A 16,575-nucleotide genomic window follows, 5' to 3' on the forward strand; every position below is an offset into this window, starting at 1 on the left:
TTGATGCGGTATCATAGCGCTTTATCTTTTCGAGAATGATGCCGATTTTGCTGCCTGTTGAAGCCGTATTTACTGAAATACACCAAGCTATAAATGCTCACCCAAGTGTTATTTTGCAAGCGCCGCCAGGGGCAGGTAAATCAACTTGGTTACCACTGGCTTTGCTGGCGCAAGGAAAATGGCATGGCAAGTTAATTTTACTTGAGCCAAGGCGAGTCGCCGCGCGCAATATTGCACATTACTTAAGTCAACAATTAGATGAAAAAATAGGCCAAACAATTGGTTTAAGAATGAGAGGCGAAACGCGAGTCTCATCCCAAACAAAACTAGAAGTGGTGACCGAAGGGGTTTTAACGCGAATTTTGCAAAGCGATCCTGAACTCAGCGACTATCACTTGGTTTTGTTTGATGAGTTTCACGAACGGTCATTGCAGTCGGATTTAGCCTTTGTATTGGCAAAACAAGTACAAGCTGCGCTTAGAGACGATTTAAAACTATTAATCATGTCTGCTACTTTAGATTTGGCGAGTTTAAACAGAACCCTACCAGATGCGCCTGTGATTAAAAGTGAAGGGCGTAATTTTCCTATCGAGGTTTTTTATCGGCCTTATAAAACAAATAATAATGATTGGTTTGGCTTTGAAAACCACATTATAAAAGTGATAAAAGAGAGCCTAGTTAACTCTGGCGATATTTTAGTTTTCTTGGCGGGTAGCGGCGAAATTAATCGGTTAGAAAAACAACTAAAACAAACCGAATTAAATAAGTTTGCTATTCACACTTTACATGGTCAGCTTAGTTTAAAACAGCAACAACAAGCACTGCAGGCCGATCAACAAGGCAAACGTAAAATTGTATTAGCAACCAATATTGCTGAAACCAGTTTAACCATAGAAAACGTCAGTATAGTAATAGACACCGGCCTACATAAAAAAGTTAAATACGATAATGTCAGTGAATTTAGCCAACTGATTACCGAGCAAATTTCACAAGATTCGGCCGTGCAACGTATGGGGCGAGCGGGACGAACTCATGCCGGGATTTGTTATCGTTTATGGCCAGAAGAAAGCCAATCCAGATTAAGAAAACATTATCCAGCAGAAATTGAGCAAGCCGATCTATCGCAACTGTGTTTTGAAGTTTACTTATGGGGTGAAACCAATGTATTAGATCTCGATTGGCCAACACCTCCGAGTGATAATCAGATCCGCCTCGCAAATGAAAAGCTCGCTAGGCTTAAGCTAATTGATTTATCGCCTTCTCAGCAAAAAATAACCGAATTGGGTTTACAGCTCCAAGCGAAAGGGGCTGATTTAATTGCTGGTATTATCTTAAATGTAAAACCAGATTTAGCGCTCGCACACTTATTTGCTGCATGGTTACAAGAAAATCGTCAAGTGAACACTTGGCAGCTAAATCAAAGTTTGGTTGAACTTTGCAAGTCGAATAATCCGATTAAACAAGCGGCAGAAAAAAGCTTACAGCGAGAAATTTCCGCTGCTAGTATCGAGCAGCAATTTGACGATTTGTATCAAGTCATAGTACCGCTTTTTATTCACCGTGTTGCCAAAAAGCTCGGTAATCAAAATGATAAGGTGAGTTATTTAATGGCTTGCGGCAGTGCGGTCGACTTGTATGCTGCCGACTCACTAAATCCGCCAGAGTGGATTTTGGTAATAGATGCAAGCATGTCGAATAAAAGCCCAAATGCCACGATTCGCTCTGCTTTTGAATTAGACTGGCAAATGCTCGAAGCTATTATTCAGCCTTATTTACAAAAGCGAACCCAAGTTGATTACCAAGCGAATCAGCTCAGTTTTTATCAGCAAACTAGTTTGCTTAAATTACCGCTTAATAAAGTTAAATTAAGCCAAGCACCCAGTCAGCAAGAGAAAACTCAAGCATGGTTGGCTTTGATAAATAAGCAGGGAATCGAGTTATTTAATCACGCTGATGCGATTAAGTTATTTATTTATCGTTGGAATTTGGCAGCTGAAGTTAACTCAGATTTTGCATCGATTTCGTTTTCGTATTTAATTGAAACCGCCGAAACTTGGTTAAGTTTGTATTTGGCGGATATTAATTCAGTTAAGCAGCTTGCGAATTTAGATATAGCCGCACTTTGGTTACAGCAAAAAGATTATGCGTTACAGCAAACTCTAGCTAGTTTACTTCCTACTAAGTATGAAATGCCAGACGGGCGGGTGGTTAAAATAGATTACAGCCATGAATCTGGGCCTAAGCTAAGTTGTTTTATGCAATCTTTTTATGGTTTAACTGAGCACCCAAGTATCGCTAATGGTAGAGTAAAGCTAACTTGTGAACTTTTATCACCAGCTAAAAGACCAATCCAAACCACACAAGATTTAATTAATTTTTGGTCTGGCAGTTACGACATAGTCAAAAAAGAAATGAAAGGGCGATATCCTAAGCATTATTGGCCGGACGATCCTCTGGTAGCAGAAGCTGGAACAAAAACAAAAAGGCAAAGGTCACAAACGAATGACAATTAATTGGAAGAATGCGCCGCGTTGGATAGTTAAAACTCTAATTAAAATTAGCATAATAGGTTTTATTTTATTAATTGCGGCAGCGATTTATTTTGATGCGCAAATTAAAAAGAAGTTTGAAGGCACAAAGTGGCAATTACCTGCGCTAGTTTATGGCGTTGAGCACAAGTATGAGCGCTTACAGGCGTTAAGTCGCGATGAGTTGATTCGTCATTTAACCCTGCTGGACTATCGCAAAGTGTGGCAGTTAACGGCACCGGGTGAGTATAGAGTGATTAAAAATGGGGTGGAATTTATCCGCCGCGAATACTCTATGCCGCAGCAACAAATTCCGATGCAAAAACTGCAAGTCACCTTTAGAAAAAATCGAATAGGTCAGATAAAGTCGTTAAAAGAGGGCGTGACAGAATCTGAGTTTAGTTTAGAGCCTTATTTACTCGACCGACTACAAGCAAGTAACTTGGAAGATAGAATTTTAGTCGAACTAGACCAAATTCCCGACATTGTCAGTAAAACCTTAATCTTAGTTGAAGATAGAAAGTTTTATGATCACCATGGCATTTCACCTCTCGCTATTTTAAGGGCTTTAATGGTGAATGTGCAGGCTGGTAGAACGGTACAGGGTGGCAGTACCTTAACTCAGCAATTGGTTAAAAATATGTTTTTAACCAATGAACGCAGCTTAGTGCGTAAGTTTAAAGAAGCTATTTATGCCATTTTGTTAGATGCGAGATATAGCAAAGAGCAGGTCTTGCAAGCCTATTTAAATGAAGTTTATTTAGGCCAAAATCATAACCGTGGCGTGCACGGTTTTGGTTTAGCGAGTCATTATTATTTTGCCAAGCCGCTAAATGAGTTAAGACCGAGTGAAGTTGCACTTTTAATTGGTATTATCAAAGGCCCTTCTTATTATGATCCAAGACGCTTTCCTGAAAGAGCCAAAGAGCGTCGAGATCTGGTTTTAAGATTGATGATGGAAAACCATCTTATCAGCACTAATTTGTACCAGCACGAAGTTGAATTACCGATAAAAGTTCAAGATAAAGAGAAGATAGCTAAACGGCGTTATCCTTCTTATGTCGCTCAGGTAAAACGAGAATTAAAACAGGTTGTAAGTAAAGATATTCCGTTAAACGACGGCATTAAAATATTTACCCATTTTGATCCTTTAACCCAAAATCAAGCGCAAGCAGCGGTTAGCTCAGGTTTAGATTTGTTGGAATCTCAGCGAAGCCTAGCCGATTTACAGGGTGCCATGGTGGTGGTCGATAATCATACTGGCGGTATACAAGCGATTGTGGGTGACAGAGTCGCAAATTATGACGGCTTTAACCGTGCTCTCGATGCACAACGAAATATTGGCTCATTAGTTAAACCCGCTATTTACTTAAATGCGCTGCAACAACCCGAATATTATAATTTGGCAACTCAGTTAGAAGATAAAGAAATTACTTTAACTAGCTCTTTAGGTAAAAAGTGGTCTCCCAAAAATTATGACAAAAAGTACTTAGGTCAGGTTTCATTATTAGATGCGCTTGTCGGCTCTCGAAATGTCCCTGCGGTAAATTTAGGTATGGCGTTAGGATTAAGAGAAGTTGCCGATACATTACAGTGGCTAGGCGTTGAAAAAGAAGTGAATCCTTACCCATCTATGTTGCTTGGGTCGACCACATTAAGTCCGATGGAAGTTGCACAAATTTATCAGGTATTTGCAAATGCAGGCGTTAAGAAAAAAATCAATGCGATTAAAAGTATTAACGCACCAAACAATGAGCTGATTTGGCAAAGTAAAGTATTTACTGAGCGGGTTATTCAGCCAGAACAAGCTTATTTGCTTAATTATGCTTTGCATCAAGTGACGCAAAAAGGCTCGGCTAAGTATTTAGGCAAAACGCTTTCAAGGATAAATTTTGCAGGTAAAACAGGCACAACAAATGACGCTAGAGATAGTTGGTTTTCTGGTTTTGACCAATCTCAACTCGCAGTTGTTTGGGTGGGCAATGATGATAACAAACCAATCAAATTAACAGGTTCTAGCGGGGCGTTGAGGTTATTTGTGAATTACCAAAAAATGCGAACACCTAGTAGTTTAGTGATGGCAAAACCCGCCAATATAGAGATGAAATATTTCGATAAAACAACAGGCGAACATATTTTACCCGGCTGTAATAATATGATGATGCTACCAGCCATTGCACCTAGCTTAGCTAAAGCAAAAGCGTGCGCAGAAACAAAAGAGTGGCAAGAACCGAAAAAATCTTGGTTAGATAAGTTATTTAGTTGGTAACTGAGTTAGGGCGTGTTGATCTTTGTGGATAACTCTCTCTGAGAGAAAAATGTAGGTAAATAAAAAAGGCTCTAAGTAGATAAACACAGAGCCTTTTTCGTTAGTTAAGATTAACTCAGGATAGGAAATTAGATAATGCTAGGTAGTTGCTATCCCGAGCTGTGGTTAGTATTTTACAACAAGCTGTTATAGCTGTGATTGTAAGTAATTTGGCAAACCAAGCATTTTGATTAAACGGATTTGCTGTTCTAACCAATAAGCATGATCTACTTCAGTGTCGTCTAGAAGTTTTTCTAGCATTTCACGAGTGACATAGTCATTTTCTTTTTCGCATAACGCTATGGTTTCTTTTAGTAAAGCGGCAACCGCATATTCAACTCTTAAATCGCTTTCTAGCATCGAAGGTACGTCTGTACCTATCACTAGTCCGTCGCGAGTCGACATGTCTGGCACGCCTTCTAAAAACAGGATGCGCTCAATGATAGCTGAGGCATGGCCTTTTTCATCATCAAACTCATGGTCGATTCTTTCGTATAATTTTTCTAAACCCCAATCTTGGTACATGCGAGAATGTATAAAGTATTGGTCCATTGCTGCTAGTTCGTTTGCTAATAAACGATTTAAAGCATCGATTACGACTTGTTTACCTTTCATAATATTCTCCGATTAAAGTTGTGCTTGTAGGTAGTTTTCGATACCCATATTCTCAATTTGATATTCTTGAGTTTCTAGCCAATCTACATGCTCTTCTTCATACTCTAAAATATCTTCAAGTAAATCTCTGCTGACGTAATCTTGTTGTTTCTCACAAACCGCGATTGCTTCTTTTAATAAGCTAACCTGTTCGTGCTGAAACTTCATATTGCAGCTGATAATTTCACTGGTTTCTTCGCCAATTTTTAACGCACCTAAGCGTTGTAAATTAGGTAAACCTTCTAATAATAAAACGCGTTCGATAATTTCATCCGCTTGTTTCATGTCTTTAATAGATTTTTTGTAATTCGCGCTATTTAATTTTTCTAATCCCCAGTTTTTAAACATGCGAGCATGTAAAAAATATTGGTTAATAGAGGTAAGCTCCGCAGTGAGAACTTTATTAAGATATTCAATAACTTGTTTGTCGCCTTGCATAATTGTGTCTCTGTATTGATCTTGCATTTAGCAAATATTGAAAACACTATAGACTAAAAAATGGGTTTTATCAAACTAAAAACCTATATATATCAATGGTTTGAGTAGGATAATCATTCGCATTTAGACTTAGTTTTATACTAAAACTTGCTATGCTTTTTGAACTCTAAGATTGAACTAGAGTTAAGCATAGCCAATTTTTGAAATTTGACTGACTATCAAGATTAAATTGTGTTGGCTTGATAAGTCAGTCGCTAGCTTTTAAGCCATTTTTTGAGCTAGTTGTTCAAGGTAGTTAACGTGTGGAGGTAAAGTTAAGCTATTTGGTCGTAACGCTTTTATCGCTTTGCTCGCGTCTGCTAATGACCAACCTCTTTCTAATAATATTTGTGCTGATACTAATCCGGTTCTGCCTGTGCCGCCTTTGCAGTGAACCGCTATTTTTTGATTGCTATCAAGCAGTTGGTGGACTATTTTTCTAGCTTGTTGCCAAGGCGTTTGAAACATTTCTTCTGGCGCTTGATCGTCTTGAATCGGTAAATGAAACCACTGTATGCCAGCTTGCTCACATAGTGTCTTAATTTCAGTCACATTGTTTTTTTCTAATTCAAATTGCTGCATAAAGGTTAAAACTGCAACGGCACCAGCCTGCTTTAATTGGCTAATTGATTCAGCTAAAGGCACGTCTTTAGTTCCCGGACATGGCGTAATGATAATTTCAGCGCCGAGTTCATTGACCTTTAGGGGGAAAGTAGGGTGTTGCATAATAAGTATATCTCTATTGATTTTGTTAGTTTAATTAGTTGGATGAAAGCTAATATACGGCCAATAATATGTCAAATGACAGTTTATTTAAGTCGGGCATAAATTTGTATTGAAGCGGAGTTGGTTCTTTTCATTAAAAATGTAGTTAATTGTTATTAGGGTGAACTCTTTTCGGTGATTTTGTTCATAATGAGATGCATCAAAGCAAATATCGTTCTAGATTAAGGGTTTCTATGTTTAAAAAGATCAGTTTAGTATTACTTTGTATTCCATTTGGTTTACACGCAGCGCCTGAATTAAAAGGGACGCCAAAAGAATTAGAGCAGTATTTTCATCCACAACAAAAAACCATGCATTTGTCTGAACAAGCAGAAAAAACCGCTTATACAGACGTCGCTATTATTGATTTGGTGATTAAAACGGAAGACAAAGCCTTAGCGCGTTCCATTGAAAAAAATGATCAAATTCAGCGGTTAATCTACAAATCATTAGTCAATTCGGGTGTTGATGCTGACTCTATTCAAAACGCTAAATTTTCTTCATCTCCTGAGTTTGGCTGGTTTGGCGATAAGCCAAAGAGTTTTAACGTAGTTAATCGTATGTCAGTTAAAATTAATAATGCCGAACATTTACAAAAATTAGCTCAATTATCCGATCAACATGATGAAGTTAGTTTAGCTTCCACTGAGTTTGAACATTCAGAAAAAGAAAAGTTTGAGCAAGCAGTTAAAAAACAGGCGTTAGATAAAATTATGGCGAAAAAAGCCTTTTACGAGGCAGCACTAGGTTTAAAATTAACGGCTATCTCTTTCCACGAATCTAATATCCAGAACCAACCGACTATGGCTGCAACTATGTTGCGTCAAAAAGCTAAACCAAGTGTGAAAAATGCGGAAGCGTTTGTCAGCTATAGTGCAGAACAATCCCATCAACGCGCAAATTCATTTGATGAAGTAAAGTATAAAGCAAGTATTACGGTTGAATTTAAAGTGGAGTAGAGTTGGTGGTGCTTCCCGAAGTGTCGATTAGGGTATAGCCCTTGAACCGTAAGGTTCAAGGCGGAAAATACCACTCGGCCGTAGGCTTCTCGGTACATGCCGAGCCTGCTCAATAGCCGAGGCGGTATCATCCTAAAATAAAATTATCGGCTCAGGGACATAACCCATAGGCGAACACTTCAGGAAACATAATATTGAAACTAAGTTGTTAGTAGAATTGCGCTAACAACGGGCGCGCACTATAAAGCTGAAATATCGCTATTGCAACCATATGCGTCTAGTTAGTTTCATTTTAGTGTTTGCTTGCTGTTTTTTCCACCATTTAAACGCTTAAAGTTGCAGACTGTTTGTCGCTACTAGGACTCAGTGTTAGGATAGCGCAATATACATAAATGAATTTTGGTTACGTTAAATGACTGAACAAAAACTTCCTAACTACGATGATTTTGAATTATTTTTGCACAAAAATGAATTACCTTGCACCGCGGCAGAAATACACGCCATTATCAGTGGTTGCCTATGTGCAGGAATGCCTTATAAACAAGCTGACTGGCGCAAATTCGTCAGTGAATTCGCAATGCAAAATACAGAAATTGCAGACGATGTATTAGTTCAGTTTACTGAGTTATATAAAGTTATTTATCAGCAGTTGTCAGATTCGGACTATAGTTTTGAACTCTATATTCCTACCGAAGACGATATTCTGTTAACCGAAAAAGCAGAAGTGCTAGTTGAATGGTTAGCCGCATTTGTTGCTGCTTTTGGTGCTGTCGTTGGTGAAAAATTTAATCAGGTCGATGCTCCAGTTAAAGAAGCTTACCAAGATTTAATCGAAATAAGTCAAATGGATAGTGAAATGGATGATTCAGAAGAGAATCAAATTTCTTTTGAAGAGATTACCGAATATGTCCGCATGACAGCCATTACTTGCTTTGGTGAATTAGGTGATCACTCTGGTAGTGAAGACTATAAAAAACCAACGTTTCACTAACCTCAAAAATAAAAATAATAAAAATCTAAATTTAGATTCTAATTTAAGTTTAGATTAACCTTAACTCGGGATAAGAAATTAGTTAACCCCATTAAGCTATTGGTATTATTAGTTTTTTATTTCTTGAAAGGTATTTTTTCTTAGAACAAGGCGAATTTGCGTACGTAATAGCTGGCTATTACTAGTGAATTCAACGCAGTTATCAGGAAAAAGGCCCTCAAGAAAGTAAGTTGTTATCCCGAATTGAGGTTAGATTAATAAGGTTATATATGATTAGCTTAGCTGAATACCAACAAAGAATAGAAAATGTTTTAAGCCAAATGGCGGATAATAGTGTCGCTATTATTGCAGCTGCTTCCGAGCAGACTAGAAGTAATGACACTGAGTACCCTTTTCGTCAAGACAGTGACTTTTTTTACTTAACCGGATTTAACGAGCCAGATGCTTTTTTAGTGTTGAGTAAAAAGTCGGAAACGAGTCGATATTTATTTTGCCGAGCGAAAGATAAATTTGCTGAGATCTGGAATGGCAGAAGAGCGGGTCCAGAGCAAGCCAGCCAAAATTTAGGGCTTGAACAAGGATTTGCAATTGAAACTTTTGATGCAGAAGTGCAGCAAATTTTAAATGGCGTTGAAACTATTTATTGGTTGCAAGGTAAGTCTAAGCAAGTAGATAAACGCATTTTTAATTTAGTGCAGCAAATTAGAGATCAAGGCAAACTTTCTTTGCCTCCGTACCGTATGTTTGATTTACGACAAATCATGCATGAAATGCGTTTAGTAAAATCAAACGCAGAGTTAGAAATTATGCAACAAGCAGCTGATATCAGTTGTAAAGCTCACAAAAGAGCAATGCAGCGCAGCCAAGCTGGGGTGATGGAATATCAGCTAGAAGCCGATATTTTACATGAGTTCGCTCAACACGGTGCTAGGTTTGCTGCGTACAACACTATAGTTGCCGCGGGTGATAATGCTTGCATTTTACATTACACAGAAAACGCCGACAGAATTGAAGATGGTGATTTAGTTTTAATTGACGCAGGTTGTGAACTGCATGGTTATGCCGCCGATATCACTAGAACTTTCCCTGCAAATGGCAAGTTTACCCCAGCACAAGCTAAGCTATATCAATTAACTTTAGATGCTCAACTCGCATCAATGCAGTATTTAAAGCCGGGTAATACCCTAAAACAAGCAACAGATGTTGCGGTCGAAGTTATCACCAAAGGCTTAATCAAACTTGGTTTATTAACCGGTAGTTTAGAGCAAAATTTAGCGAGTGAAGAAGGTAAGCCAGCCGCATATAGACAATTTTTTATGCATGGTTTAGGTCACTGGTTAGGCCTAGATGTACATGATGTTGGTTTATATAAAGTTGCAGGCCAAGACAGACCTTTAGAAGCCGGTATGGTGTTAACGGTAGAGCCTGGAATTTACGTAGCGCAAGATGCTGAGGTAGACGAACAGTGGCGTGGTATCGGCATTCGGATTGAAGATAATGTTATTATTACCCAAGATGGTTATCAAGTTATTACCGATGCCGCTCCTAAAACAATTTCAGAGATAGAAGCCTTAATGCAAGGCAAATAGGCAAGAAGCATATAAATGGGAAAAACTACCCCAATTGAATTTGATCTAGTTATTGTCGGCGGTGGCCTAGCGGGTTTAAGCATGGCCAATGCCTTGCTATCAAATCCTGTTACGTCTAAGTTGAATATTGCAATTGTTGAAGCTTTTGAAGCGAAAAATAGTTTACATACTAGTTTTGACGCTAAGGCAATTGCGATCGCTTACGGTTCTGCAATGCAACTTGCTAACTGGCAAGTATGGCCTTACCTAAAAAATCTTTGCCAGCCAATCCAGAAAATTGAAGTTTCCGAATTAGGCAGTGCCGGTTATAGTTTTTTAGATTGCCCTGAAAATCAATCCGCTTTAGGTTTTGTGGTTGAAGCTCAGCAGTTTGGCGCAGCTTTAACTCAGAGTTTGGCTGATCTGAAGAACGCCGATAGTCAGCTTACTTGGTTTTGCCCTGATGAGTTGGTTAGTCTCGCGCAATCTTCTGCTGGCAATTTGCTTCAATTAAAATCAGGGCAAGTGCTCAGTACAAAACTGGTCTTAGCTTGTGATGGTGGCAATAGCCAGTTGCGTCAATTGATTTCACCCCGTTTTCAGCAAGACGATTACAGTCAGTTTGCCTTAACTGCGAACATCGCAGTGGATAAAGCACATCAGAATATTGCTTACGAGCGTTTTACAGAAAACGGCCCTTTGGCTTTGCTACCAATGGCTGATGATAGATTTGGTGTGGTTTGGTGTGGTGAGCAAACCCAAGTTGCAGATAGAATGGCTTTATCCGATGCTGATTTTATCCAAGCTTTACAGGCTGCTTTTGGCTATCGAGCAGGGCGTATCACGCAATTAGGAGCTAGAGCTAGTTATCCATTAAAGCGCTCTTGGGTATCTGAAAATTATCATCAAGGTGTGGTGTTTTTAGCGAATGCTTCACACACAGTGCATCCAATCGCTGGGCAAGGATTTAATTTAGGCTTAAGAGATATAGCTGCCGCTACTAAATCGATAGAAGCAGCGGTTTTACACAAGCAAGATTTATCGAGTTATCAAACTTGGCAGGGTTATTTACAGCAAAGGCAAGGCGATATTCATTTTGTACTGAATTCTACGGATAATTTAGTTCGCTTGTTTTCAAACCAAAATCCTTTGCTTAAGCTTGGACGAAACATAGGTTTACTTGGCTTAGAATTTCTACCGCCTGTAAAGCGTAAGCTTGCGCAATCTGCTATGGGCTTAAACTCAGGCGTTTAATAATAGGTATTTAATGTGATAGACAAATTTGATCTCGTAATAGTTGGCGCTGGTATTGTTGGTTTAACTGCTGCATTAGCGGTTGCCAAAGAAGGTCACCAAATAGCGATTGTTGCGCCTAAATTAGCAGAGGAAGCTTTACCTGAACATGCACAGCGAGTGAGTGCGATTAATTTGGCGAGTGTTAATGCTTATAAAAATTTAAATGTTTGGCAAGGGTTGCTCAATAGTCAAAGGTTAAGCCCATATAATCAGATGCAAGTCTGGGATAAAAACAGCATAGGCAAAATCGGATTTTCGGCAGCAGAACAAAATTTATCTGAACTTGGCTATATTATTGAAAATCAGTTAGTTGAAAATGAGTTAATCAAGGCATTGGCTGAGTTAGATAATTGTCGTTTTTATCAGACAGAAGTTGAACAACTAGATCAAGATATAGAGCAAGCCTTACTCAAATTGGCAACAGGTGAGTTATTACAAACCAAATTATTAATTGGTGCCGATGGCGCAAATTCTAAATTAAGGACTTGGTTAGATATTCCGTTAACTTTTTCTGATTATGGCCAAACGGCAATAGTGGCAACTGTTCAAACTGAGCTGCCGCATGAATTAACGGCAAGGCAAGTCTTTACCCCAGACGGCCCGCTGGCTTTTTTACCTTTGGTCGATTCAAATCTGTGTTCTATTGTTTGGTCGCAAACGCACCAGCAAGCTGATCAATTACTGGCATTGTCAGATAGTGAATTTAATAACAAATTAACTGCGGCGATTGACGGTAATTTAGGCCAATGCCAAATTGTTAATTCGCGAATGAGCTTTCCATTAACCATGCGTTATGCGCAAAGCTTTATTAAAGACACTTGTGTTTTGATTGGCGATGCAGCCCACACAATTCATCCACTAGCAGGGCAAGGCGCTAACTTAGGCATAATTGATGCTCTAGCTATCGCAGAAGCCGCCAATCAACAACTTTCTGAAAATGGTCAGATTAACTTGGTTAAGCTCAAGCAAGTGATGCGTTGGCGACAAGCAGATGCGGTTGAACGAATAGCGGCTATGTACGTTTTCAAAACTGGCTTTAGCAATGATTTATTACCACTTAAAATTGCTAGAGCTGCCGCATTGAACTTAGTCGATTTAATTGGCCCAGTTAAATCTAAATTTATTCAAGCTGCTTTAGGTAATACAGGGCGATTACCTGAACTTGCAAAAACTAGCCTAACTTAACCTGAAGCTGGGTTTAATTTAATTGGCGAGATTAGGTTAGAAAAATCTCGCTTTCTGTTACCTTCTTTTCTGTTAGTTTGGTAAACTCGCGGTGCATTTAATTCTGGGTAGAGTATTTTGTTCCGCTTCTTTCATAAAATTATAATTACGAGTTTTACAACGATTCTTTGCTTACTGGCCTCTGTTCAGTTTGTTAGCGCTGATATTGCGATTATTATTGATGACGTTGGTTATCGTTCGTCGGATGCTCGTTTGTTAAACTTACCAGCCGAGATAACACTTTCTATTTTACCTAACACTCCATTCGGGAAAAATATTGCCAATAGAGCGGTTGCTGAGGGCAGAGAAATAATGCTGCATCTGCCGATGGAGTCGAGCAGTGGTATTAAGCAAGAGCCCGGCACTATTTTAAGTACTATGACCGCAGAGCAAATCAAACAAACTTTGAAGCTAGCGCTAGATGATTTTCCTCATATAAGTGGGGTTAATAACCATATGGGCAGTAAATTAACCCAATTAGTTCAACCTTTAGAAAGCATTATGAGTGTGCTCAAACAAAGAGATTTGTATTTTGTGGATAGTCGCACGAGTAAATCTTCTCAGGCTTTAAGCGTTGCTTTGTCTCATGGATTAACCGCACATAGACGACATGTTTTTTTAGATAATGAAATAGATCAAGTCGCAATTAATAGACAATTGAACAAAGTGCTAAAAATGGCGACTAAACAACAAAATGTTATTGCTATTGGTCACCCTCACCCTGAAACCATTGCTGTTTTAGAGGCTTTTTTCGCTAAATATACAGCCAATGCAATTATGTTAAGAAGAGTATCTGAGTTGCAAACTAAGCCATATCAGACATTCGCGAGCAATACCCAAGTTAAATAACCTATTCAATATAATAATAAATTTGTTTAAGCGCCTACTTAAACAAAATAACTGAATGATTAAGGAGTTTTTGTGAAACTTTCATTTTGGACTATCGCACTGGTAGCCAGTTTATTAACTGCCTGTAGTGCAACCCAAACAAGCCAGCCTAAGTCACCAGCCAAAAAAGTTGAAAATATAGTGATAAATAAAAGTCCGACAGATGATAGAGAATATGAATATTTAACTTTAGCTAATGGCTTAAGGGTTATTTTAATTTCGGATAAAAACTCAGAAGAGTCGACAGCGTCGTTAGCGGTTGGCGTCGGCAGTCACCAAAACCCTGAATCACAATTAGGCTTAGCGCACTTTTTAGAGCATATGCTGTTTATGGGAACAGAAAAGTACCCAGAGCCATCTTCTTTTTTCAAGTTTGTTCAAGCTCGTGGTGGTTTTAGTAATGCTTACACAAGCTTAGATCACACGAACTATTATTTCAGTGTAAACCAAACCCATTTTGATGAAGCCTTAGACCAGTTTAGTGATTACTTTAAAGCGCCATTGTTTGACCCTAAATATGTTGATAAAGAACGTACCGCAGTTGATAACGAGTGGACTCGAGGCCGCCAAAATGATGGTCGAATTTTACAACGTGTACGTGGCGAAACAGGCAACCCAGCACATCCATTAAAGCACATGAGTGTGGGTAACTTAGAAACCTTAAGTGATAAACCAAATTCTGAATTACTAGCTGAAATGAAGCAGTTTTATCAAGCCTACTATTCAGCCAATATTATGAATTTAGTGCTTGCTGGTAAGCAAAGCTTAGCGGAATTAAAGCTGTTAGCTGAAAAGCACTTTTCGACGATTAAAAATAATCAAATCAATAAACCTAAAGTGGTAGAGCCTGCTTTTACAGCTCAAACTTTAAATCAGCATATTTACTACAAACCGCAAAAAGAAAGTAAACAGCTGATTATTGAGTTCCCTATTGCAGATAACTCAGATAACTGGCGACAAAAAGTAAATCAGTACGTTTCATATTTAATTAGTTCTGAAGAGCCAGGTACGCTAGGTGAATACCTACGAATACAGCAATTGGCAAATTCTAGTACAGTTAGAATTTCTCCATCTTACTATGACAATTCAGGCCTTTTACAAGTTTATATTGAGTTAACCGATAAAGGTATTGTCGAGCAAGATCAGGTGATAGCAGCCACGTTAAGCTATATTAATTTGATTAAAAACCAAGGGATTAAATCAAGTTATTTCAATGAAATTAAAGCCATGGCAATAGAGTCATTCAATAATAACTCTAAAGCGAATTTAACTCGTAAAGCGACTCACTTAGCGGCTAGTTTATTTGATTTACCTGCTCAGCATATTTTGGATTCGAGCACTATTTTTAACGAATTTGACCCAAATGCTATTAGCCAATTTATGCTGCAATTAAACCCAAATAACATGCGGGTTTGGCATATTTATCCAGAAGCTAAAGTAGAAAAAGAGATCCCTTATTACTTTGGCCAGTATTCAAATAAAGCGATTACTCAGCAAGAGATAAATACTTGGACTGGCTTAGCGGCAAACATTCAAATGCAGTTGCCATCTGCGAATGAATTGTTTAATCCTGAATTAGATAAGTTGGTTGAGAAAAGCTTAGCGCAGCCAACTCAGATTTATAATGAAAATGGTATCGAGGCTTGGTTAATCCATAGTGAAAAATATCAGGCTAAAAAGGGTTGGTTAGAAGTATTAATTAACACAGATTTAGCGGATATAGATGCACAATACACAGTGACTTCATCTGTGTTTAAAGAAATGTTCAGCCGTAACCTAGTTGCTTTAATGGATAAGGCTGGTCGCGCTGGTACCTCTGTTAGTATTTCTAATTATTGGGGCGGTAGCATCAGAGTTAGAATGCAAGGTAAGAGTGGTAATCAAAGCTTATTACTAGATAAAGTATTAGACACCTTAGCTAATTTTGAATTAAGCCAAAAGCAATTTGAGTTGTCTTTACAAAAGTACCAAGAGCAAAAGCGTAATAAAGCAAAACAAACTCCAGCGGATCAGGCGGGCTCTGTATTTAACCAGTTAATGTATCAAACCTTTACTGACGAACAGCTATTAATGGCTAGCGACTATGTAAACTTAACTATGGTTAAAAACTTTAGAAAACAGCTACTAAAGCGTAATCGTGTTTTGATTTTTGCTTACGGCGCTTATGAAGTCGATACAGTAAAAAATATGGTGTCGATTACCAGTGCTAAATTGCCAGTAGAGCGTGATGTTATTGAAAGGTACAAACGCCAAATTATGCCAATTCATAAAGGTGAGGTTTTAAACTACAAGCAAAAAGTTGAGCATACGGATGTCGCTGTGTTAGACGCATATGTGTCGCCTAAAAAGTCGGTTAGAAATTCACTTGTGTTAGAGCTGATTAATAGCCAGTTTAGTAGTGAGTTTTTCCGCCAACTTAGAACCGAAGAACAATTGGGTTACCAAGTCTCTAGCATGGCATTTGACTATGATCAGCATCCTATTTTTATGATGTTAGTGCAAAGCAACAATGCTTCTTATAAAGACTTAAAGAAACGTTTTGATAAATTTAAGCTGGACTATAAAGCAAAACTGGCCACATTAACTGATGAAGAATTTAACCAAGCTAAACAAGCTATGCTTGCCGGTTTGAATCAGCCAGCAGATAACCTGTATACCGAAGCTCGACCTTATCTAATTGATTTTATTGATAATGTTTTAGACTTCTCGACTAAACAAACAAAAATTGAAACGCTTAAGCAGATTGAGAAACAAGAGCTAATCGATTTATACCAAAGCATGTTATTGAAGAAGAATAACATGGAGTTATTGATTCAGTTGAAAGGTAGCAAATAAAGCCTAATTGGAATTAGCTAGGGTCAAGCCCTAGCTAATGCAGACTCAAGCCCAGCAAGCGTTGACCTTTATAGAGCTAAAT

The 16,575-nt window shown here is 38.4% G+C and carries 12 protein-coding genes and 1 other RNA gene; 9 read left to right on the forward strand and 4 right to left on the reverse strand.

Going from position 1 to position 16,575, the window contains the following annotated elements; genetic code table 11:
* Positions 1-47 precede the first annotated feature (47 nt).
* Both hrpB and mrcB read left to right on the forward strand, forming a co-directional pair.
* Complete coding sequence (gene hrpB / locus XM47_RS17460; protein ID WP_216596000.1) at positions 48-2,513, forward strand: ATP-dependent helicase HrpB; 2,466 nt, start codon at positions 48-50, stop codon at positions 2,511-2,513.
* Positions 2,503-4,797: a penicillin-binding protein 1B gene (gene mrcB / locus XM47_RS17465; RefSeq protein ID WP_048695449.1), complete on the forward strand. Its 2,295-nt coding sequence runs from the start codon at positions 2,503-2,505 to the stop codon at positions 4,795-4,797. Before hrpB ends, mrcB begins: the two co-directional genes overlap by 11 nt.
* A gap of 186 nt (positions 4,798-4,983) precedes the next feature.
* Here mrcB and bfr (XM47_RS17470) read toward each other — a convergent pair whose 3' ends face one another.
* From bfr (XM47_RS17470) to XM47_RS17480, 3 genes are all read right to left on the reverse strand, one after another.
* Positions 4,984-5,451 carry a bacterioferritin gene (bfr, locus tag XM47_RS17470; RefSeq protein ID WP_048695452.1) on the reverse strand — a complete coding sequence of 156 codons (468 nt, stop codon included), beginning with the start codon at positions 5,449-5,451 and terminating at the stop codon, positions 4,984-4,986.
* Between the two features lie 12 nt (positions 5,452-5,463).
* Entirely contained in the window at positions 5,464-5,928 is a 465-nt protein-coding gene (gene bfr / locus XM47_RS17475; protein ID WP_048695473.1) for a bacterioferritin, read from the reverse strand.
* Between the two features lie 261 nt (positions 5,929-6,189).
* Positions 6,190-6,693, reverse strand: a complete 504-nt coding sequence (locus tag XM47_RS17480) for a phosphatase domain-containing putative toxin (protein ID WP_048695456.1) — start codon at positions 6,691-6,693, stop codon at positions 6,190-6,192.
* A 233-nt stretch (positions 6,694-6,926) separates the two neighbouring features.
* Between XM47_RS17480 and XM47_RS17485 the strand changes: the two genes are divergently transcribed.
* Entirely contained in the window at positions 6,927-7,691 is a 765-nt protein-coding gene (locus XM47_RS17485) for an SIMPL domain-containing protein (RefSeq protein ID WP_048695458.1), read from the forward strand.
* Between the two features lie 8 nt (positions 7,692-7,699).
* Here the strand turns inward: XM47_RS17485 and ssrS are convergent.
* Positions 7,700-7,880, reverse strand: a non-coding RNA gene (gene ssrS / locus XM47_RS18935) — 6S RNA.
* A 223-nt stretch (positions 7,881-8,103) separates the two neighbouring features.
* On the opposite strand from ssrS, the gene XM47_RS17490 reads away from it, so the two are divergent.
* The 6 genes from XM47_RS17490 (at position 8,104) to XM47_RS17515 (ending at position 16,493) form a co-directional block, all read left to right on the forward strand.
* A complete protein-coding gene (locus XM47_RS17490; RefSeq protein WP_048695461.1) occupies positions 8,104-8,682 on the forward strand; it encodes a UPF0149 family protein in 579 nt (192 codons plus the stop codon).
* A gap of 269 nt (positions 8,683-8,951) precedes the next feature.
* Positions 8,952-10,271: a Xaa-Pro aminopeptidase gene (gene pepP, locus XM47_RS17495; RefSeq protein WP_172656564.1), complete on the forward strand. Its 1,320-nt coding sequence runs from the start codon at positions 8,952-8,954 to the stop codon at positions 10,269-10,271.
* Between the two features lie 15 nt (positions 10,272-10,286).
* Positions 10,287-11,504, forward strand: a complete 1,218-nt coding sequence (gene ubiH / locus XM47_RS17500; RefSeq protein ID WP_048695465.1) for a 2-octaprenyl-6-methoxyphenyl hydroxylase — start codon at positions 10,287-10,289, stop codon at positions 11,502-11,504.
* A 15-nt stretch (positions 11,505-11,519) separates the two neighbouring features.
* Positions 11,520-12,731 carry an FAD-dependent monooxygenase gene (locus XM47_RS17505; RefSeq protein ID WP_048695466.1) on the forward strand — a complete coding sequence of 404 codons (1,212 nt, stop codon included), beginning with the start codon at positions 11,520-11,522 and terminating at the stop codon, positions 12,729-12,731.
* Positions 12,732-12,848: 117 nt separating this feature from the next.
* On the forward strand, positions 12,849-13,619 hold the full coding sequence (locus tag XM47_RS17510; RefSeq protein ID WP_048695467.1) for a divergent polysaccharide deacetylase family protein: 771 nt from the start codon (positions 12,849-12,851) through the stop codon (positions 13,617-13,619).
* Between the two features lie 72 nt (positions 13,620-13,691).
* The gene (locus XM47_RS17515) at positions 13,692-16,493 is read left to right on the forward strand and encodes an insulinase family protein (RefSeq protein WP_053084609.1); all 2,802 of its coding nucleotides are present in this window, start codon (positions 13,692-13,694) and stop codon (positions 16,491-16,493) included.
* Positions 16,494-16,575 lie beyond the last annotated feature (82 nt).

It is taken from the genome of Catenovulum maritimum (assembly GCF_001050375.1).
GTDB lineage: Bacteria > Pseudomonadota > Gammaproteobacteria > Enterobacterales > Alteromonadaceae > Catenovulum > Catenovulum maritimum.

What these genes read in the sequence shown, in the direction of transcription:
- mrcB (WP_048695449.1), top strand. Translation starts at nt 2,503, where the DNA reads ATGACAATTAATTGGAAGAATGCGCCGCGTTGGATAGTTAAAACTCTA.
- bfr (WP_048695452.1), bottom strand. Translation starts at nt 5,451, where the DNA reads ATGAAAGGTAAACAAGTCGTAATCGATGCTTTAAATCGTTTATTAGCA.
- bfr (WP_048695473.1), bottom strand. Translation starts at nt 5,928, where the DNA reads ATGCAAGGCGACAAACAAGTTATTGAATATCTTAATAAAGTTCTCACT.
- XM47_RS17480 (WP_048695456.1), bottom strand. Translation starts at nt 6,693, where the DNA reads ATGCAACACCCTACTTTCCCCCTAAAGGTCAATGAACTCGGCGCTGAA.
- XM47_RS17485 (WP_048695458.1), top strand. Translation starts at nt 6,927, where the DNA reads ATGTTTAAAAAGATCAGTTTAGTATTACTTTGTATTCCATTTGGTTTA.
- XM47_RS17490 (WP_048695461.1), top strand. Translation starts at nt 8,104, where the DNA reads ATGACTGAACAAAAACTTCCTAACTACGATGATTTTGAATTATTTTTG.
- pepP (WP_172656564.1), top strand. Translation starts at nt 8,952, where the DNA reads ATGATTAGCTTAGCTGAATACCAACAAAGAATAGAAAATGTTTTAAGC.
- ubiH (WP_048695465.1), top strand. Translation starts at nt 10,287, where the DNA reads ATGGGAAAAACTACCCCAATTGAATTTGATCTAGTTATTGTCGGCGGT.